Source organism: Pararobbsia alpina, from assembly GCF_965118125.1.
Classification (GTDB): Bacteria; Pseudomonadota; Gammaproteobacteria; order Burkholderiales; family Burkholderiaceae; genus Pararobbsia; species Pararobbsia alpina_A.
On the sequence record NZ_OZ221287.1, the window covers coordinates 2132587 to 2151829 of the forward strand.

Annotated in this window: 15 protein-coding genes and 1 pseudogene; 10 read left to right on the forward strand and 6 right to left on the reverse strand. The window is 63.4% G+C overall.

The features are described from left to right. Nucleotides 1-245 precede the first annotated feature (245 nt). Nucleotides 246-797 (forward strand): peroxiredoxin, encoded by a 552-nt coding sequence (locus tag ACMFWR_RS09345; RefSeq protein ID WP_413194836.1) that lies wholly within the window; start codon nt 246-248, stop codon nt 795-797. Nucleotides 798-810: 13 nt separating this feature from the next. Here the strand turns inward: ACMFWR_RS09345 and ACMFWR_RS09350 are convergent, their stop codons facing one another. After that, nucleotides 811-2229 carry a PLP-dependent aminotransferase family protein gene (locus ACMFWR_RS09350; RefSeq protein WP_413194713.1) on the reverse strand — a complete coding sequence of 473 codons (1419 nt, stop codon included), beginning with the start codon at nt 2227-2229 and terminating at the stop codon, nt 811-813. 367 nt (nt 2230-2596) lie between these two features. Here ACMFWR_RS09350 and ACMFWR_RS09355 point away from each other — a divergent pair, with 367 nt between their 5' ends. The 4 genes from ACMFWR_RS09355 (at nt 2597) to ACMFWR_RS09370 (ending at nt 7444) form a co-directional block, all read left to right on the forward strand. After that, nucleotides 2597-4120, forward strand: coding sequence for a CoA-acylating methylmalonate-semialdehyde dehydrogenase (locus ACMFWR_RS09355; RefSeq protein ID WP_413194714.1), 1524 nt, complete (start codon nt 2597-2599; stop codon nt 4118-4120). A gap of 432 nt (nt 4121-4552) precedes the next feature. Next, complete coding sequence (locus ACMFWR_RS09360; protein WP_413194715.1) at nt 4553-5149, forward strand: hypothetical protein; 597 nt, start codon at nt 4553-4555, stop codon at nt 5147-5149. A 345-nt stretch (nt 5150-5494) separates the two neighbouring features. Then, nucleotides 5495-6661: an outer membrane protein assembly factor BamC gene (gene bamC / locus ACMFWR_RS09365; protein ID WP_413194716.1), complete on the forward strand. Its 1167-nt coding sequence runs from the start codon at nt 5495-5497 to the stop codon at nt 6659-6661. A 639-nt stretch (nt 6662-7300) separates the two neighbouring features. Continuing rightward, complete coding sequence (locus ACMFWR_RS09370) at nt 7301-7444, forward strand: hypothetical protein (protein ID WP_413194717.1); 144 nt, start codon at nt 7301-7303, stop codon at nt 7442-7444. Between the two features lie 175 nt (nt 7445-7619). On the opposite strand, the gene ACMFWR_RS09375 is transcribed toward ACMFWR_RS09370, so the two are convergent. The 3 genes from ACMFWR_RS09375 to ACMFWR_RS09385 all read right to left on the reverse strand — a co-directional run bounded on the left by ACMFWR_RS09375 (nt 7620) and on the right by ACMFWR_RS09385 (nt 10542). Continuing rightward, complete coding sequence (locus ACMFWR_RS09375; RefSeq protein ID WP_413194718.1) at nt 7620-9317, reverse strand: trehalase family glycosidase; 1698 nt, start codon at nt 9315-9317, stop codon at nt 7620-7622. A 530-nt stretch (nt 9318-9847) separates the two neighbouring features. Further along, a complete protein-coding gene (locus ACMFWR_RS09380) occupies nt 9848-10129 on the reverse strand; it encodes a DNA-binding protein (RefSeq protein ID WP_413191411.1) in 282 nt (93 codons plus the stop codon). Between the two features lie 173 nt (nt 10130-10302). Continuing rightward, entirely contained in the window at nt 10303-10542 is a 240-nt protein-coding gene (locus tag ACMFWR_RS09385) for a hypothetical protein (protein ID WP_413191412.1), read from the reverse strand. A gap of 328 nt (nt 10543-10870) precedes the next feature. On the opposite strand from ACMFWR_RS09385, the gene ACMFWR_RS09390 reads away from it, so the two are divergent. After that, complete coding sequence (locus ACMFWR_RS09390; protein ID WP_413191413.1) at nt 10871-11173, forward strand: hypothetical protein; 303 nt, start codon at nt 10871-10873, stop codon at nt 11171-11173. Between the two features lie 217 nt (nt 11174-11390). On the opposite strand, the gene ACMFWR_RS09395 is transcribed toward ACMFWR_RS09390, so the two are convergent. Both ACMFWR_RS09395 and ACMFWR_RS09400 read right to left on the reverse strand, forming a co-directional pair. Next, complete coding sequence (locus ACMFWR_RS09395; protein ID WP_413191414.1) at nt 11391-11663, reverse strand: hypothetical protein; 273 nt, start codon at nt 11661-11663, stop codon at nt 11391-11393. Between the two features lie 273 nt (nt 11664-11936). After that, a pseudogene (locus ACMFWR_RS09400) lies at nt 11937-12332 on the reverse strand (transposase); the annotation flags it as partial. Nucleotides 12333-12931: 599 nt separating this feature from the next. Here ACMFWR_RS09400 and ACMFWR_RS09405 point away from each other — a divergent pair. The 4 genes from ACMFWR_RS09405 (at nt 12932) to rluB (ending at nt 19141) form a co-directional block, all read left to right on the forward strand. After that, nucleotides 12932-13846, forward strand: a complete 915-nt coding sequence (locus ACMFWR_RS09405; RefSeq protein WP_413191415.1) for a LysR family transcriptional regulator — start codon at nt 12932-12934, stop codon at nt 13844-13846. A gap of 60 nt (nt 13847-13906) precedes the next feature. Beyond that, nucleotides 13907-15121 (forward strand): pyridoxal phosphate-dependent aminotransferase, encoded by a 1215-nt coding sequence (locus tag ACMFWR_RS09410; protein WP_413191416.1) that lies wholly within the window; start codon nt 13907-13909, stop codon nt 15119-15121. A gap of 528 nt (nt 15122-15649) precedes the next feature. Next, nucleotides 15650-16888, forward strand: a complete 1239-nt coding sequence (gene scpB, locus ACMFWR_RS09415) for an SMC-Scp complex subunit ScpB (protein ID WP_413191417.1) — start codon at nt 15650-15652, stop codon at nt 16886-16888. Between the two features lie 411 nt (nt 16889-17299). Then, nucleotides 17300-19141: a 23S rRNA pseudouridine(2605) synthase RluB gene (rluB, locus tag ACMFWR_RS09420; protein WP_413194837.1), complete on the forward strand. Its 1842-nt coding sequence runs from the start codon at nt 17300-17302 to the stop codon at nt 19139-19141. Nucleotides 19142-19243: the final 102 nt, after the last annotated feature.

Sequence of the window (19243 nt, forward strand, 5' to 3'; positions counted from 1 at the left end):
GCTCAGCGAGGACGGGCAAGTCCGGTCAAGTCAGGGCAAGTCCGAGCACGATGGCGGGCGGACGGGCACAATACGCGTCTGGGCGTTGTGCCCGTTCGGAGACTCAGATGCGCAAGTTCCTCAGGTCCGTCACCCGGGGCGGTGCGGACCGCTCGCAGGCTTTCAATTCGCCTTTCACGTCCACGCTTTCCACGGCCGCGCGTTTCGTGTCTGCGCGCTTCGTGTCCGATATCGCGTCCAGTGCCGTGCGTCGCGCAATGGTTGCCGCGGCAGTCACAGTTTCGCTGCTCGGCGCCGCGCCCGTGGCGCATGCCGAATTGAAGAAGGGCGACCCCGCGCCCGACTTCAAGACGCAAGCGTCGATCGGCGGCAAGGTATTCGATTTCTCGCTCGCCGACGCGCTCAAGAAAGGGCCCGTCGTGCTCTATTTCTATCCGGCTGCGTTCACCAAGGGTTGCACGATCGAGGCGCATTTGTTCGCCGATGCGGTCGATCAGTTTCACGCGCGTCATGCGACGGTGATCGGCGTATCGCATGACAACATCGACACGCTCAACAAGTTTTCGGTCAGCGAATGCCGAAGCAAATTTGCCGTGGCCGCCGACGCAGACCGTTCGATCATGAAGGCGTATGACGCGACCCTGCCGGCGATGCCGATGGCCAATCGCGTGTCGTATGTGATCGAGCCGGACGGCCATGTCTGGTACGCGTACTCGAGCATGGATCCCGAGCAGCACGTGAACAACACGCTGCAGGCGCTCGACGACTATCAGAAGCAGCATCCGGGTTCGAACTGACCGAACTGACGGACTACACCGTCGCTGCCCGCGCTTCTTGCGCGACGAATTCCCAGAGTCTCGGATCCGTCGCGTACGGCGCGTTGAAGCGGAACCATGGAGACGGCTGATCCTCTGGCCTGAAATACGAGCCAGGCGCCAGCCAGATCCCGTAGCGCAATGCACGCGTAGCGACTTCGCTGGCGCGCTCGGCCTCGATCGGCAGCCGCACCCAGAGGTAGAGGCCCGCTTGCGGCCGGTGGAACAGCTCGAGCCCGAGTTCGTCGACGTACTGTTCGACGCGCGCATGGGCATCCTTGAGCTTGTCGTTGACGAATTCGACGTGCCGCGCGTAGCGGCCTTCGACCAGGACTTTGTCGACAAGCCGCTCCGTCGTTTCCGACGACGTGAGTCCGACCGCCATCTTGGTGCGTGCGAGTTCACGCAACACGTCGCGCTCGGCGGCGACATAGCCGCAGCGTAGCGCCGGGCTGATCGTTTTCGCAAAGCTGCTCACGTACACGACGCGCCTGAGTCCCTCCATCGCGGCGAGCATCGGCGGGCCGGCCGGCGCGAGTTCGCGATGCACGTCGTCCTCGATGACCCACAGATCGTGACGCTCGGCAATCTGCAGCACGCGAAATGCCGCCGCCATATTCAGGCTTGCGCCCGTCGGGTTCTGCAGCACGGTGTTGATGAAGAGCGCCTTGGGCTTGTGCGTGACTACGATCTCTTCGAGCGCCTCGAGGTCGAAACCCTGGGGCGTGCGGGGCGCGCCATGCACCTTCAGGCCTGCAAGTTTGAGGATCTGGAGCAGGTTGCAGTAGCCCGGATCTTCGACGACCACGGCGTCGCCGGGGCGAAGCAGCGTGCGCACGATGAGGTCGAGCGCCTGCGTTGCACCCTGAGTCAGCAACACGCTCGATGCATCGGCCGGTACCCCATACCGATCGAGTTCGGCGGCGACACGTTCGCGCAGCGGCGCGAAGCCATAGGGATGGCCATAGTCGGCGAGCCGGGCTGCCGGCGTACGGCTGACTGCGCGCAGGGCGTGATGCAGGCCGGCCTCGTTGACCCATTCGTTCGGCAGCCAGCCGCAGCCCGCCTTGATCGGCACGGAATGATCCGCGAATACGTCGGACAGCAACCATGTTGCGTTCAGCGTGGGCGGCTCCCAACCTGGTGCGTCGCCGCGCGCCGCAGAGGGCCGGCTCGCGACGCGATAGCCGGAGCCCCGCCGCGCCACCACGAAGCCGAGCGACACGAGGCGGTTATAAGCCTCGGTGACGGTGAACGTGCTCAGCGCATGATCCTTGGCCAGCCGCCTGACGGAGGGCAGACGCGTACCCGCTTTGAGCGCGTGGCGCTCGATCGCATCCGAGAACGCACTGACAAGTTGTTCGACAAGCGTGGGCGCGTTGGCGCGCTGGCGGACAAGTTCGAGTTCGATCATGGCGGTCGGTCGTTGAAAACGGGCAGGGCGAGCAATGGCCGCAGGTCACGGATCAAGGGTCACGAGCCGGCGTCGCAAGTCGTCCTTCACGGGGGCGGCGCCCACAATCGATCCGGTCACATGCAATCGGACGTGATGAAGTTCGATCGTACGAAAGGCTGGCGCATTTTGCCAATACAGTTTGGATATTGCGACCAATACAGTTGTCATCGCAGTTGGGTAACTGCCTATGTGCGCACCGGGCGGCGGGGCACATAGTGGCGCGACCAACGTGCGCACGGCGGAGCGCGGGATGGAGGCTGCGCGGCGCATTGGCGGCGGTTCCAGACACGATCAGGGACAATCCAGAACGATTCGGAGACACAGCATGAGCGACACTCACGCAAGCGATAGCGCGGTCCGGAACATCACGCATTTCATTGGCGGCAAAGTGCAGCCGGGAACAAGCGGCCGCACGGGCGACGTATTCAATCCCGCCACGGGCAAAGTGCAGGCGCGCGTGCCGCTCGCATCGAAAGCCGAGGTCGCCAGCGCTGTCGCGGCCGCGCGAGCGGCGTTTCCCGCGTGGGCCGAGACGCCGGCGCTCAAGCGCGCACGCATTCTCTTCAAGTTCAAGGAATTGCTCGACCAGCATGCGGACGAGCTCGCCGAGCTCATCACCAAAGAACACGGCAAAGTGTTCACGGACGCACGTGGCGAAGTCACGCGCGGCATCGAGGTCGTCGAATTCGCCTGCGGCGCGCCGCAGCTGCTCAAAGGGCAGTACAGCGAGCAGATCGGCGGCGGCATCGACAACTGGAATATGCGCCAGCCATTGGGCGTGGCCGCAGGCATCACGCCGTTCAACTTTCCGATGATGGTGCCGTGCTGGATGTTTCCGATGGCGCTCGCATGTGGCAACACCTTCGTGCTCAAGCCGTCGGAGCGTGACCCGTCATGCTCGATTCGCCTTGCTGAACTGCTCAAGGAAGCGGGCTGCCCCGACGGGGTCTTCAACGTCGTGCAGGGCGACAAGGAAGCCGTCGACGCGCTGATCGAACACGCGGATGTCGCGGCGCTCTCGTTTGTCGGTTCGACGCCGATCGCCGAATACATTTACACCCAGGGCGCAGCGCGCGGCAAACGCGTCCAGGCGCTTGGCGGTGCGAAGAACCACCTCGTCGTCATGCCCGATGCCGACCTCGATCAGGCCGTCGATGCGCTGATCGGCGCCGGCTACGGTTCGGCCGGCGAGCGCTGCATGGCGATTTCGGTGGCCGTCGCAGTGGGTCATATTGCCGACGAGCTGATCGACCGCCTCGAACCGCGTGTGCGTGCGCTGACGGTCAAGAACGGCATGGAAAAGGATGCGGAGATGGGGCCGCTCGTGACAGGCACGCACAAGGCAAAGGTCGAGGGGTATATCGATGCCGGTATTGCGGAAGGCGCAAAGCTCGTCGTTGACGGGCGGGGCCACCAGGTCGCCGGACATGAGGAGGGGTTCTTCCTCGGCGGGACGTTATTCGACAACGTGAAGCCCGACATGAAGATCTACAAAGAGGAGATCTTCGGCCCGGTGCTGTCCGTGGTGCGGGTGCCCGATTTTGCGTCGGCGGTCGAGTTGATCAATCAGCACGAATTCGGCAACGGTGTGTCGTGCTTCACGTCGGACGGCGGCGTCGCTCGTGCGTTCGCGCGTCAGATTCAGGTGGGCATGGTCGGTATTAATGTGCCGATTCCGGTCCCCATGGCGTGGCATTCGTTCGGCGGGTGGAAGCGCTCGTTGTTCGGGGATCATCACGCTTATGGCGAAGAGGGGGTCCGTTTCTACACGCGCTACAAGAGTGTGATGCAGCGTTGGCCGGATTCGATCGCGAAGGGCGCTGAATTTACGATGCCGGTGGCCAAATAGTACGGGAATCGGCAGACCGGGCGTTCAGGTGATCAGCGTTCAGACGCTCAGGCGATTTGCCGTTCAGGCGATCGGTCAATCGGATGTGCGGTGCACCCAAAGCCGATTCGGGGATGTCCCGAATCGGCTTTTTTTATAGGCGTTATTTCGGTTTTCAATATTTCTGACCCGCCGGCTATCTTCCCGGGTTATCTCTCCCGAATACTTTCCTTTCGTATTATTTTTTGGTTTTGTTTCGTTTATTTTTGTGTTGTTTAGATGATTGAATCTCGATTGTCGCGTGAATTAAATCTAAAAAAGGTCGACCGGTTTATGGGTGCTGTGGATCTCAATACGACGCGTGATGATTCGAGTTGGTGTGATCGTTTTGTTGTATTGGGTTCGCTGCTCTTCAAACACAATGGTCATCCGCGGATCGAGAGGCCTCAGACCATGTTTCAGATTGAAGCACGCGAATACCGGATCCTGTGGCTCGGCGCGCACGCCTATTGGGCGCTCTACGAAGATGGCCGGCTGATCGGGGAATTGCACGGCCTTGCGACGGACCGCAAGAGCGGCGCCGCGCGCGCAATCGGCTCGCGCCGCGATCAATTGAAGGCGTGGGTCTTTTCGAGCGATGGCGCCGCGTCGCAACACACATCGACGCGACGCGGTCTTTCAGGCTTTTATCATCCGGGACAGCCGAGCCGCATCGTATGCGAAAGCAACGGCGTCGATGCATTGCGGCGTTGGGAACGTGTGCTGGTTGCGGCTGAGGCGCTTAACGACGCCCATATCGAATATCGCGTATCGGGCGGAGCGGGCGACGACATCACGACCGGCAACAGCAATAGCGCGTGGCGAACGTTTGCCGATGTCATGGGTGTGCAGCCTGTGAAGCTCGGGGCCTGGCTGCGACCGGGCGACGACAAGAACGTGTTGCCGCGCGAGACATACGCCGGTCTGTACGACGCGTCGGTCGAGACCTGCTCACTGAGCGGTCAACCAGTGGGTATATCGCGCGAGCAGCGACCATCGCAGGCCGCGTGACGGTCGTTGCGCGGCCGGAGAACGGCGATGGCGCCTCAAAAGAACGGTGATGGCGCACCAAAAAAGAAAGCCCGCGTAGACGCGGGCTCAAATGCCATTCTTCGCCCCCAAAAAGGTTGGGACCCACGGAGGCGAACGTCGATGTTGCGGGCTTAAGATGACATTTGCAAGCGTTCGGTGACGCGCATGAACGCTTCGCGACGGTGCGCGCAGGGGAGGCTTGACATCGCGCGGCAACGTCCGGAAATCGGCAGGCAGCGCTGTTTTTGCAATGATCGCCGCAAGACCGGTAAAATGCCCAGTTGATCCCACGGAAGGTGGTCCGTGGCGCGCCCGAAGGAATCCATGAAAGTTATTGCTCATCGACTTACGCTGAACGTTGCAGTGCTTGCCGCCCTGGCAGGTCTGGCCGCCGGGTGCAGCGCTCCGGACCCGCATGCAATCGAATATAAAAGTACCGAAAAGACCAAGGGGCCCAATCTCGCGGCACCGCCGGATCTGACCGCACAGGTCGCGGATCAGCGCCTTGCTGCGCCGACGAATGGTCAGGCGTCGCTGAGCTCGCTGACGCAAACCGAGCAGACCGCGCCGAAGACGACGGATTCGGTGCTGCCGTCGTTGCCTGGCGTTCACCTCCAGCGTGACGGCAATGAACGCTGGCTCGTGGTCGAAGCTCAAGACAGCCAGGTGCTGTGGCCGCAGATCCGCAAATTCTGGCAGCAGCAGGGTTTCCTGCTGGTCGTCGAATCGCGCAAATCGGGCGTGATGGAAACCGACTGGAACGAGAAGCGTCCGAGCATCGACGCGGGCTTCGTGCGCAACTTCATCGGCAAGAGCCTCGACAGCGCGTTCACGGCCGCAAGCCGATATAAGTACCGCACGCGGATCGAAGCGGGTCCCGATGGTTCGACCTACGTGTTCATCAGCGAGCGTGGCCTGACCGAGCAACTGACGGGTCAGAACAACGAAAACCGCGAGTGGGCTGCCGCGCCGAACGATCCGACGCTCGAAGTCGAATATCTGCGCCGGCTGATGCAGACGATTTCGTATAACAAGACGAGCGGCCAGCCGATCGCCGACGATACCGCGCCGGCATCGGGGGCGAGCGCAGCAGCGCCTGCCGCGGCGCCTGCCAACGCCAATGCGACCGAGTCGACCGGTGCGGAACCGAAGGTCACCGAAATCAATATGAATACGTCGTACGATCGCGCGTGGCTCGCGGTCGGCGTCGCACTCGATCGCGCGAGTTTCACGGTCGACGACAAGGATCGTACGAAGGGTATTTACTACATCCGCTATGTGGATCCGAACGACCACACGTCCGACGAACAAGGCTTCTGGAGCCAGTTGTTCCACGGCCACAAGGACAAGGAAGCCAAGCAATATCGCATCAATGTTCGCGCGCTGACCGAGAACTCGACGCGCGTCGCGGTCGTCGACGAATCGGGCAAGATCCTGACGACGTCGCAGGCACAGCAGATCGTGGGATTGCTCAGCACTCAGATGCGTTAATTTGTCCTATGCTGGATTTATCGGGATCGTGACCCTTTGTGGGGTGGGCGCTTCCGACGGGTCCGGCGAGCGGTTTCCGCTCATCAGGAAAAGCCGGCGTTTGCCGGCTTTTTTATTTTTAGACCGTGGAAATGCTTCTGTAACCTAGGGTCGTTGCGCAGTAGCGCGCGGCGATAAAGTGTGGGAAGGTTGATTGAACGCGCGCGCTGTCGCGCCGACTGAATCAGCGAGCGGGCCCGAAGCTTGCTAAATCAGAGGTAAGAGTGAAACGCTGAGGCAGCACGTAGATTGAGGACGTAGAAAGACATAGGGGACGGGCAAACAATGAAGACTCATTTGACAGACGCGATTCACGCGATCAAGTCCCTCTTTGCTCGCATCACCGGACGGTTGGCGAGCGCGACCCGCGCCCTGCGGCCGCAACGCCGTCGTGTGATCGAAATCGAATATCGACGCCGTTCCGACACCGGTACGCGTCGTTCTGCCGCCATTCACATTGACGCAGGCAAAGGCCGTCGACAGCGCCCCTGAGCATCGTCGGGCGAGCACAACGCGTGGGGCGATCTGGCTTATCGCTCGTAAGCGCGTCTCGATCGGCCAGCAGTATCAGAACAATAAATAGCCGCACGGGAGGGCATCATGTTTGACTTGATACCGTATTGGATGTGGGCGTTTATCGTGTTTCTGGCAGCGCTCGTTTTTATCGTGGCTCACGCACTGACGGAGCCGCGCGACGAGTCGAATCCGCCTGAGCTTCATGCAGGGCGTCGACACCGACACTGACTGCATTGAACCCTTGTGCGCGCTTCAGGTACCCGCTTTAAGCACCGGATTTAAGCGATCGCTTGAAGCGCTGTATCAAGCACCGCTCTACGCTCCGCTTTGAGCAAGTCGATTGCACGTCGACTCGAGAGAGTCTGCGCGCATTCCGATTGGCGCGCGCGCGTGCGTGCGTTAGTTAGGGGCGTGTTGCGGGCGCGGCAGACGCGGGCGCGGAGGCGATACCGGGGTATGTGGCGAGCACCCCTCGCAACACCCCGGCAGTCCATCCCGCGCCGTGGTCGACAGGAGACACACCGGTCTCTCCGATGCTGCTCGTCGACATCTCGCTCGCGATCAGACGCGCGTTGTGCGCCGGCGCAACGACATCATATTTTTCCGAGAGCCGGCCCGTGCGTGCATAGGCGTCGAGATTCGTGCTCACCCAGCGTTTCGCGATCGTGCGCGCGAGATCGGCGTGATCGTATTCGCCAAAACCGACGATGCCGATCCATTGAATCGGTGCCCAGCCAAACGGAGCGTCCCACCGCGCGCCGCTCGCCACCGTTGACGTGACGACGCCGCCGCTTGCGAGCAGCTTCTCGCGCGTCGTCTGAGCGACCGTGGCCGCTTGCGCGGACGTCGCGACATGCGCAAAGAGCGGATACAGGGTGGCGGCGGTCAAGTCATGCGTGAGCTTGCCTGTCATCCAGTCGAGATCACTGAACGCGCCGATCTGCGAATCCCACATCAGTCGCTGCATGGCCGACTTGCGCTGCGCGGCGCGCAGCAACATGTTCTCTGCGTGGGCACGATCGCCTTCGACGCGATACGCGTGGGCCAGGGTGATCTCGAGGTGATAGAGCAGGGCGTTGAGGTCGACGGGAATCAATGACATCGTGCGCAACGTCGATGCGCGCTTCGGGTCGCTCATCCATCGCGAGCTTGCCGGCCATCCACTTTCGTCCGAAGCGCGCAGGTTGCGCAGCAGCGCTTCGGTACGTTTCGCTGTCGCAGCTTGTGTCGCTCCATCGACGCGTTGGGCCAACGCCATATCGGAGCGATACGACGTATCGCGAGGTGTCGCGTTGTCGTCCCAATAGCGGTTGAGAACGCTGCCGTCGGAAAGGCGCACCGCGCGGCGCCACGCGGCGCCGCTGACGAGTCGCGACGCGCCGTCCATCCAGTACGCGTATTCGAGTTCGAGCTCCGGGCGATAGCGTCGATAGGCCTGAGCGCCGTCGTGTCGCGCGACGAGATCGACCATCAACGAAAAAAACGGCGGAGACGACCGGCTGAGGTCATAGCTCCGGTTACTCGCGGGCATATATCCGTATCGATCGATGAGCGAAGCAATGTCGTCGATCTGATTCATGGCCTGTGCATGCCGTCCGTCGGCTTCGAGGCCCAGCATCAGGAAGTACGAGTCCCAGTAGCGAATTTCGTTGAAGCGCGTGCCGGGTGCAAGGTAGGGCCGGGGCAGGGCGAGTTGCGATGAGAAAGGCGAAGCCGGTGAGTCCGGCGCGCGTTCGAGCTCCGACCAGAGTGTCTCGATGTGGGTGTCGATATCGACGCGCGTATCGGCAGGAGCCGGGGCAGGTGCGCGATGCGCAGGAACGAAATGCTGATAGACGAACGCGCTCAGATTGAAGCCACGCTGGCTCTTCATACGCGCGTATGTCTCGACGATCTGATCGGGCGGACCGATCGGGTCCATGTCCGCGAAGGTCTTTTCGTCGGCAAAGAGTCGCGCGTTCTGCACCGCGACGAACAGCGGACCATACAGCGTGGAAGGCGGAAGCGGGGGTGAGGATGCTTCGGTCGATGCATGCGTCGCGTAACACACCAACAGCAAAATCAGGCACAGCAGAGGACGGGCAAGCAACGGCCGGGTCATGGTTCCTTCCATCGTTGGCACGTCGCGCATTGTACAAGCCCACCTCGGGTCGCCTTGCGAGTGTCCGCGCGTAACGTAACGTTACCCTTGACATCCACCCCACACACCCAACGATCAAACGTTCGAGCGATTTGGAAGCACGATTCGCAGAGCGAAGCACGGCACATCGACGTTTTTCCGGAGCGCCTTGCTGTGCGGGGCTTCGCTTCAGGTTGTGACGCAGACCGTATCAGGCGCGCATACAGATCGCATCGCATGGCATGGCTGTTGCGTTATGTAGTGCACGGCCAGCCTTTTGAAGCGTGTCGCAGCTGCCGGTGCGCAAGATGCCGCGCACTGTCATCGCGCCATGCAGGGAACAGGAGCAGGGTCGCTCGATGCGAGAAGACCGGGTCAGGGAGACCCGGCGCCCATCGGGGCAGGCAACCTGTCGGAACGAATACGAGAGTCTTTGGATTGGCCCCGTCGCCTTTCCTCGTAGGGCGACGGTTTGAACCCGCACTTTGCGTAAAGTGCGGGTTTTTTTTCGTTCAGTCCTCGTCAGGCAAATCGAGGATCAATACGATGGTCCAGTCGCCGCCGCCTTCGTGGTGATACTGACGCTCCGCGACGATGAAGGGTTGCTGTTTACCTCTCGGTCCGAGAAACAGCACATCGCCTTCGGCAGGCAGGCATTCGATCGGGGGCAGCGCGAGCACCGGCTCACGCTCGCCCTGCGCGCCGGCCTGAGGACCCTTTGCCTTCGGCATCAGCTTTTCGATCTTGCGGCTTGCCGCGTCGGTCCATTCGATGTCGAATTGAATATTGCTCACACTGGCTCCTTCAAAGCGCGCTTAAGGCTGAGATTCAACAAAAAGCAGAAGCCCGCTCGGAGGCGGGCTTCTGTCGGAGTGCGGGAAGCCGTGGCTCCCGACAGTTCGCGAGCGTCGCGATTCCGTATCGGAATCGGGTCGACGCCGATCGCCGGAATCCGGCGGGCGCTATCTTACTCTGCCGAACTGGCTGCAGCGGCCTTTTTGGCGTGATGGTGCATCGACTTGTGCGACGGCGCGCTCATTTTCATCGACTCAGCCTTCGCTTGCGAATCCTGAAGCGCCTGTGCGCGGGCCTCGACGTCTGCCGCCTTCGCCGGGTCGGTGCTCATGGTCACACCGTCGGATTGCGCTGCGGCGATCCCTGCAAGCGACATCAGGGAAACTGCCAACGCCAGGGACACTTTCTTCATGATTGAACCTCCGCTAAGAGAGAAAAAAAGCAAACCCGCTACGAAATGGCATTCGAGAGACAATTCCATTCTATCGGCGCGACGTGGAGGCCCGCCGCCCGCTTAATTTTGCTTACCACGCTTACAAGTTGTTACTAACCTTTCGGAAAATCAGAGTTGCATTCCAGTGCAAGTCGGGCTTTACGACACTTTGCCTGCGCGATATGTCGGGCTTAAGATCACAGTTTGCCACGCAGGTATGCCAGTTTGACCGCATGTCTGAAATGGGGTTGGCGCTGTCCTAACAAAAAGTCGAATTGCGGCCGATGGCCGGAACGCGGAGAGCGAAATGAAGCACTCGAACGAGGCCGTCCTCGAGGCACTGCGGCATGCGCAGTATCGGCAAGTGCCGTGGCCGAAGCGACCCAAGGTATTTGAATTTCTTCGAGGGGCAGGGCTGCTCGAAACGATCCGTCAGCGCACACCCGATGGTCCGGGCTATCACGCCCCCGTCGATATCGCCGTGCTCACCCCGCGTGGCAAGGCCGAAATCGTCCGCCTTGAGCGCAGCGAACGCGCGCCGACCTGGCCCGATGAGCGTGTCAATCTGTATCTGGTCCCGGTCGAAGCACCGAAGCCTACGGGTACGTAGTTCGTCGACCCGGCCCAACGGCCGTTCGATCGGCCTGTCGTCGCGACAGCAGCAGCATGACCTAAAAAAACGCCCGTATCCGGAGATACGGGCGATACCGGGTAACACATGCCACGCTGTGGTCATGGCAAAGAATCCGACCGCGCAACGGCGATACAGGTTCCATTTATTTTGGGATTTATTTTCGAAGGCGCGCGCGCCGGCTTACGCCGGACCGCTATCGACGTGCCGGTTTGTGATCGTTCTCGTTACGGTCGTGGTCGTGCCGATCGTCGTGCGAGTTCGCGGCGATATCGCCGCGCAGATTGCCTCGCGGCGCGGGCGGCGTGAAATCGGAGCCGCGCGGAGGCGCGCGGTCGACAGGCAGCGTCGTCGGCGCAGCATGCGACGCCCACGCCGAGGCAGCCTGACTCCGCGCGGGTGACGCCATCAGAAATCCACCAAGTTGCAGCGCTGCGACGCCGACGGCGAGCAGCTTCTTCGCGTTCATTGGGCAACCTGCAGACCTGAACCGGGAAAGTCCAGTCTACGGATTCGGCGCGCGCAAGCTGTAAGTGTTCGTAAAGGAATGTTTATCCGCGTTTCGCCGGTGCGCCCGGATGCGGCCAGGGTGCCGCCGTGGCGCTATGCGAGGCGGGCCGGAGGCGATCTCGCTGACGAGCGCCTCCGTACCGTGTGTGGCCGTGCCTGTAACAGATCCGGCAAATGAACCCGAGGGTCTCGAGTCTCGAGGATCGAGAGGGTCCCGAATCGTGTGTAATCAGGCCAGTTTCACGGGAGCCCGCCACGACTCCGGGTTGGTCCAGAACGCGCCGCGAAGACGGTCGCGTGCCGGAGGCGCCGGCTGTTTGGAGACCGTCGCCGCTGCGCGCCCGCGCAGACTGATTTCCCGTCCGCAGCCGCCCAGGCGTTTGACGATTTCAGCGAGCGTTCCATCGGCCTGCCATTCGTCGAAGCGGCGACGGCACGTCGGCGGGGACGGATAGCGTCCCGGCAACTTCGACCAGCCTTCACCCGTGCTCAACACCCACAAGACTGCATTCACGACGGAACGGGCTTCGACGCGCGGGCGACCGCGGCGTTCGCTGCGCTTGGGCTCGTCGCAGAACAGCGCCTCGACAAGGGCCCATTCGTTGTCTTTCAAATCGTCGAATACCATCATGTTTCACCTCAGCGATGCTTACCCCAGTGTGGGCCCGCGCCATGCGCGCCGTGCACTTAAGACGCGCGGACGTTTTCTAGAAGATGCGGCTCTTTAGTTGCCGGTTCGGGTCGCCGCACTCGATTGCGTGACGGCCCGAGCCGGTTGAACACACTTCAGCGAAAACCATGCCAATCTTGCAGTGCAGCAACGCAAACCCCCGCCGCACAAGGGTTTCAGGGTGTTTCAGACGCTGTATCAAAGCGCTGGATGGGAGGGGGCGGGAATCGGTGGAATCACCGATCTTGTGCACGGGCGGGCTGATCCGGGGCCGGGCATCGCCGGCACGCGCACCATCGAGGCGAGCGGGGAATCGCTGATCGAATCGGTATGCGGCGGTGATGAGGCAATTCGTCGGATTTCGGCGCATTTCGCGCGTGTTGTGCGCGCGCAACCGTTCGCGCCACCGTCTGACAGGCTCGGGCGGTGCCGCCGCGGGACGCCATGCGCAACCCCGGTGCGTCATAAACGAGCGTGCGCGCTATGATGCGGCAGGCACATCGACAGCGCCGGTCTATCGGATTGACGCATCAGGCGCCAGGAGCGCGAACAACAATATGAACGTGACGCTGAGGCAGTTGCGGGTATTCATGGAGGTGGCCCGGCTGGCGAGTTTTAGCCGTGCGGGCCAGAAGATCGGTCTGACGCAGTCTGCTGTCAGCCGGTCGATCCGCGAACTCGAAGACGAGCTCGGGCTCAAGCTGCTCGATCGCACCACGCGCGAAGTCGTGCTCACCGAGGCCGGGCTCAATCTGGTCGCGAGCGTCTCCCGCCTGCTAGGCGAACTGGATGGAGCGCTGCGCGAAATCCGCGAGATCGGCGAGCAGCGCCGGGGCCGCGTGGTGGTCGCTGCTGCGCCGACGGTGTCGGCGCGCGTCATGCCGCTTGCCGTCGCGCAGTGCAACGCGCTGCACCGGTATATCGCGCTCTCGCTGCGCGACGAGGTGCAGTACGACGTGCTGCGCAAGGTCAAATCGGGCGAGGTGGATTTTGGCGTGGTCATCGCGCCGCTGCTCGACCCCATTGCCGCGGATGGCCTGGTACTTGAGCCGGTGATGACCGACTCGTTCAGCGTCGTGTGCCGCGTCGATCACCCGCTCGCGCTCAGCGATTCGATCAGCTGGAGCGCGCTGCAGGGCGAGCGGCTCGTGATGCTCGACACGGCTTCGGGAAGCCGTCCGCTGATCGAGAAAGTGTTTCGGGATCACGGTATCGAGCCCGTGGTGGTGCAGGAAATGGCGCATCCGGCGAGCGTCTTCGGCCTGGTCGATGCGGGTGTCGGCATCTCCGTGCTGCCGAACCTCGCGCTGCCTCTGCCCGCCGGAATGTCTCTTGTTTCGCGCCCGCTCGTGCCGACCGCCGAGCGCACCGTTGCACTCGTGCGCCGGCGCGATCGCTCGCTGTCCCCGGCGGCCGACGCCGTCTGGCAGATCGTGCGCGACGTGCCATTGCGCATGAGCCTCGGGGCATAGGCACCGCGGCGGCAGCGCTGCTACCATCGTTTTTTTGACGATCGGGAGCGTGGCACTGCAATGGCGACACAGACAGAAACCCTATCTTTCGCGACCGGCTCGAGACAAGGCTCGGCCGCGCCGCTTGCGCGCGAAGCAGTGCGCGCCTTGCGCGCGTCGAAGATCCGCGAGGTCGCGAATGCGGCGATGGGGCTGCCCGATGTGTTGCCGTTCTGGTTCGGCGAGTCGGACCAGCAAACGCCGCGATTCATTCGCGATGCGGCCAGCGCGGCACTGGCAGACGGCGCCACGTTCTATACCCACAATCTCGGGATACCTGCGCTGCGCGGCGCAATCGCGGAGTACGTGTCCGTGCTGCACGGGGCGACGTCCCCGGACCATATCGCCGTCACGAGCGCTGGCGTCAACGCGCTGATGCTCGCATCGCAGCTGGTCGTCGGCGCGGGCGACCGGGTCGTTGCGCTGACGCCGCTCTGGCCGAATCTCGTCGAGATTCCCAAAATCCTCGGTGCCGAAGTCGAAACCGTATCGCTGCGGTACGGGCCGAACGGGTTCGACGTCGATCTCGATCAGCTGCTGGCCGCGCTGACGCCGGGAACGCGCGCCGTGCTGATCAATTCGCCGAACAACCCGACCGGATGGGTCATGACGCGCGCCCAGCAACAGGCGGTGCTCGATCATTGCCGCCGCCATGGCATCTGGATCATCGCCGATGAAGTCTACGAGCGCCTGTACTACGGGACGGGTCGCACGGCGCCGTCGTTTCTCGATCTCGCCGGTCGCGACGAGCGCGTGATTGCAGTCAATTCGTTTTCGAAGGCGTGGCTGATGACAGGGTGGAGGCTCGGCTGGATCGTCGCACCCGATGCGTTGATGGACGATCTCGGCAAGCTGGTCGAGTACAACACATCGTGCGCGCCGGATTTCGTGCAGCGTGCCGGTGTGGTCGCCGTGCGCGACGGTGCCGCCGTGACGGACGGCGTGGTCGCGCAGTTGCGGCAATCACGCGATCACCTGGTGCAGGCGCTTCGCGCGCTGCCGGGCGTCGACGTCAAACCCGGGGACGGGGCGATGTACCTGTTTTTCCGTCTCGACGCGGCACGCGACAGCCTCGCTTTATGCAAGCAACTCGTCCAGCGCGCGGGCCTCGGCCTTGCGCCAGGCGTGGCGTTCGGCGACGAAGGCGAGGGCTTCGTGCGGTGGTGTTATGCGTGCAGCACGGCACGGCTCGACGAAGGGGTCAGCCGTCTTGCCCGGTTTCTTGAACAGGTCTAGACAGCGGCGCCTGACAGGCAGATTGGGTGAATCCGGTCGATCGGATGAATCGGGGCAGGTCGCGGGTAGGCTCCGACGCATCGAAGGCATCGGGGGCATCGTGTGGATGGGTACCTCGTCCGTTCAGATTCATGCGTGTTTCCGGCGCGGCACCCGCAGAACGCGTTCGGACAGCCGGATTTCCTTGCCCGGGCGCGTGCCGGGAATTGACGGCCCGTTTACGGCGTGATTCTTTTTGCGTAAGATGCGTCGTTATCAGGCGACTCCCGCAGGTGTCTCAATCGGAGTCTGCTGCCGAAGCCCGCGCGAATTGCGCCGCGACGGCTCGCCGGGTGAGATTCACCTTGCGTCCGGGCGGTAGTGCCGGGCGCTGACGGCAAGAAGTGATACGGCCGATCGTTGACGATTCGTCGGCCTTCCCGAGATACGCTCCCGTCACTATGACCGATCACAATCGGGCGAGCGTTTCTCTCTATTCCAGTTTCTTTTGATCCCGTTCTGCTGACCGCTCAGGTCGGGACTAGCTGCATGAATACTCAAGAGGCAAGGATCGTCCTCGAAACTGCGTTGATCTGTGCACAGGAGCCGCTCAAGCTGGGCGAGTTGCGCAAGCTGTTTGCCGAGCCCGTATCGGCCGACACGGTGCGTGCCCTGCTTGAAGAACTGCGTGGTGAGTGGTCAGGACGAGGTGTGGAGCTGGTGTCGCTCGCCAGTGGCTGGCGCTTTCAAAGCAAGCCTGCGATGCGTGTCTTTCTCGATCGACTGCATCCCGAAAAGCCGCCGAAATACTCGCGTGCTGTGCTGGAAACGCTGGCGATCATCGCGTATCGCCAGCCGGTGACGCGTGGCGACATCGAAGAAATTCGCGGCGTGGCAGTGAGCACGCAAGTGATCAAGCAGCTCGAAGATCGTGACTGGATCGAAGTGATCGGCCATCGGGATGTGCCAGGCCGGCCTGCGCTTTACGCGACGACCAAGCACTTTCTCGACGACCTCGGGCTCAAGGCGCTCGACGAACTGCCATCGCTGGTGACGCCCGACGCGGCAGTCCAGTCCGATTTGCTTGCTCAGCACGCGATCGCGTTCGACGATTTGCCGGAAGAGGAGCTTGCGGAGAAGGTCGCCGCGGCAGTCGCCAAGGCGGCACATGCCGCACCGGGTGTCGAGAGCGCATCGGAAGATGACGCCGGCACGACCGAGGACGGCGAGCCTGCGCAGCACGCGGCGGCCGACACCGCGCCGGAGCCGGCGGCTGCCGGTGAGTCGACGATCGGCGGTGAGTCGGGCGATGCGGCAAGCGTCGCATTGGACTCGCTTCCGGATGCGGGCAAGCTCGCCGGCGGTGAGACACTTGAGCGTGAGCCCGCGGGGCATGAGTCCGCAGAAGGTGAGGCGGGCGTTTCTGCTTCCGAACAAGCAGAGCATGACGTTGCCGACCGTGACGTCGCCGGAACGGTTTCTCACGGCGACGAATTCGGGCATCAGGATGCGTGGAACGACACGCTCGACGATGTGCTGCCCCATGCCGATGACTCGATGCAGCACACGGGTCAGGGCGTTGCGCATGAACTGGCCGGGCACGCAGACGCATCGGAAGCCGATGCCGCGCTGCACGCCGAGGCCCACGAAAACACAATGGTCGATGCCGACGAGCATCGGCCGCAAGAACGCCTGCATCCGGACGCGTCCACCGCGACCGACCCGGTGCACGGCGATGCGAACGATCCGCTGACGGAACGCCCGGACGACATTCCGCGCGAGACCTGATCGGCGTAGGACGGCCGCTGCGCGCCTGCTGGGCGGCCCGGCCACGACTCTCAGAGGTTTAGTTTGAAAGACGAAGAACGCAACGATTCGCCCGAGCATCGTGAAGACGAGCCGCGGCCGGTTCGCGCACGCACGCCGCGCGCGAAGAAGGCCAAGCCGGCGTCGCCCGATTCGGGCGTCGCTCACGAGGCGTCGGGCGCAGAAGCGCCGGTGCAATCCGAGGCGGCAGCGCCCGCTGCGGCATCCGAAGAGGGTGCTGACGGCGAACGCGGCGCACGCCGTGGATTGCGTCGCGGTCCGCGCAGCCTGATTGCACGGCGACGTGCCGGCAAGTCGAAGGATGCGGAAGGCGCGGAGAGCGCGCAGGCTGCAGGCGACGCGCCAGCTGGCGCCGAGGCCGCTGCGCCGGGCGTGGAAGGCGAGGCAGGTCCCGCCGCTGCTCGCGAAGGAACGCGTCCTCGCCGCGCGGCGGCGCCGCGCCGCAAGCGCGCAGACACCGCGTCCGCGCAGGCCGAGCTGCCGCTGTCCGAAAGTGCAGGCGATGCGTCTTTCGCGCCGGTGTCGGCCGAAAGCAGCGCAGCCCCGGTTGAGTCGGCATCGGGTTCGGAAGGCGTGAGCGCCGAGGCCGGCGCAGCGTCGAACGACGCACAGCCTCAGCAAGGCCGCCGTCCGGGTCGCAACAACGGTCGCCGTCAGGGCGAGGCACGCGGCGAAGGCCGCAACGACGCGCGTGGCAATGAAGCGCGTGGCGGCGCAGGTGGCGAACGCCAGGGCCGCAACGCCAACGGACGCAATCGCGGACGTCAGCAAGACGCCGCGCAGGGTCCGAAGCAAGGCGGTCGCGGAGCCGGCAAGAACGGCGGCGCCGATGCAGGCGCGAATGCGCAAGGCAATGCCGAAGAGTTGTTTGCCTATGTGACGTCGCCGGCATTCGATGCCGACAATAGCGGCGGCACGGGTGTGCGCGCGCCGATGCTGCGCCGTGGCCGCAAGCCGGCCGACAAGCCCAAGCGCGTGCTGTCGCCGGACGACGACGCACCGAAGCTGCACAAGGTCCTGGCCGAAGCTGGCATGGGATCGCGCCGCGAAATGGAAGAGCTGATTCTGGCCGGGCGCGTATCGGTCAACGGCGAGCCGGCGCATATCGGCCAGCGGATCATGCCGACCGATCAGGTCCGGATCAACGGCAAGCCGGTCAAGCGCAAGATCCAGAACAAGCCGCCGCGCGTGCTGATTTATCACAAGCCGACCGGTGAAATCGTCAGCCATTCGGATCCCGAAGGGCGTCCGTCCGTGTTCGACAAGCTGCCGACGATGAAGACGGCGAAGTGGCTGGCCGTGGGCCGTCTCGACTTCAATACCGAAGGTCTGCTGATGCTGACGACCTCGGGCGACCTGGCGAACCGCTTCATGCACCCGCGCTACAGCGTGGAGCGTGAATACGCGGTACGCGTCATCGGCGAACTGGCCGAGGGCTCGCGTCAGAAGCTGCTCGCGGGCGTCGAACTGGAAGACGGTCCCGCGAACTTCCTGCGTATCGCAGACGGCGGCGGCGAAGGCACCAACCGCTGGTATCACGTGGCGCTTGCTGAAGGGCGTAACCGTGAAGTGCGCCGCATGTTTGAAGCGGTCGGCCTGACAGTGAGCCGGCTGATTCGTACGCGTCACGGCCCGGTGACCTTGCCGCGAGGCCTCAAGCGCGGCCGCTGGGAAGAGCTCGAGGACAACCAGGTGCGCGCGCTGATGGGCGCCGTGGGCCTGAAGGCGCCGACCGAAGAGCGCGGTGGTGCATCGCGCGGTCAGTCGCCGCAGCGCCGCCAGCCCGATCCGATGCAGACGGCGCTGGGTTTTGCGGCCGAGCAGGGTGCCGGCGGCGCGGGCCGTTTCGGACCGCGCGGTCCCCGTCGCACTCAGGCGCAGTTCACCGGTGTCTTTACGGGAACGCCGCGCAACACCGGCCATTTGCCAGACAACATCGGCAATCGTGCGCCGCGCAAGGGTGAGTCGGGCTTCGGTAAGAGTGAGTCGGGGTTTGGCAACAGCCGCGGCAACACGAGCTACGGCAATTCCGGTGCTGGCGGATTCGGCAATGCCAATGGCAACACGGCGCCGCGCGGTAACGGTCGTGGCGGCCCGCGCAATGGCCGCGGCAACGCTGGCGGGCACGCTGGCGGCCAGGGGAACGGCGGTGGCCATGCTGGCGGTCAAGGCAATGGCCGCGGCGGTCAACGCAACCGTGGACGCGGTCGTTGAACACCGTGAAGGGCTTCGCAGGACCGCCGCGCGCGGTCCTCGGGCCAGGCGCGGCGTTGCCAATGTATTGAATAAAGTGTAAAATCTCGCAGTCGCTGGGTG

Bases quoted from the DNA above. Each gene is read 5' to 3' on its own strand.
- ACMFWR_RS09350 (WP_413194713.1), bottom strand. From the start codon at position 2,229: ATGATCGAACTCGAACTTGTCCGCCAGCGCGCCAACGCGCCCACGCTT.
- ACMFWR_RS09355 (WP_413194714.1), top strand. From the start codon at position 2,597: ATGAGCGACACTCACGCAAGCGATAGCGCGGTCCGGAACATCACGCAT.
- ACMFWR_RS09360 (WP_413194715.1), top strand. From the start codon at position 4,553: ATGTTTCAGATTGAAGCACGCGAATACCGGATCCTGTGGCTCGGCGCG.
- bamC (WP_413194716.1), top strand. From the start codon at position 5,495: ATGAAAGTTATTGCTCATCGACTTACGCTGAACGTTGCAGTGCTTGCC.
- ACMFWR_RS09370 (WP_413194717.1), top strand. From the start codon at position 7,301: ATGTTTGACTTGATACCGTATTGGATGTGGGCGTTTATCGTGTTTCTG.
- ACMFWR_RS09375 (WP_413194718.1), bottom strand. From the start codon at position 9,317: ATGACCCGGCCGTTGCTTGCCCGTCCTCTGCTGTGCCTGATTTTGCTG.
- ACMFWR_RS09385 (WP_413191412.1), bottom strand. From the start codon at position 10,542: ATGAAGAAAGTGTCCCTGGCGTTGGCAGTTTCCCTGATGTCGCTTGCA.
- ACMFWR_RS09390 (WP_413191413.1), top strand. From the start codon at position 10,871: ATGAAGCACTCGAACGAGGCCGTCCTCGAGGCACTGCGGCATGCGCAG.
- ACMFWR_RS09395 (WP_413191414.1), bottom strand. From the start codon at position 11,663: ATGAACGCGAAGAAGCTGCTCGCCGTCGGCGTCGCAGCGCTGCAACTT.
- ACMFWR_RS09405 (WP_413191415.1), top strand. From the start codon at position 12,932: ATGAACGTGACGCTGAGGCAGTTGCGGGTATTCATGGAGGTGGCCCGG.
- ACMFWR_RS09410 (WP_413191416.1), top strand. From the start codon at position 13,907: ATGGCGACACAGACAGAAACCCTATCTTTCGCGACCGGCTCGAGACAA.
- scpB (WP_413191417.1), top strand. From the start codon at position 15,650: ATGAATACTCAAGAGGCAAGGATCGTCCTCGAAACTGCGTTGATCTGT.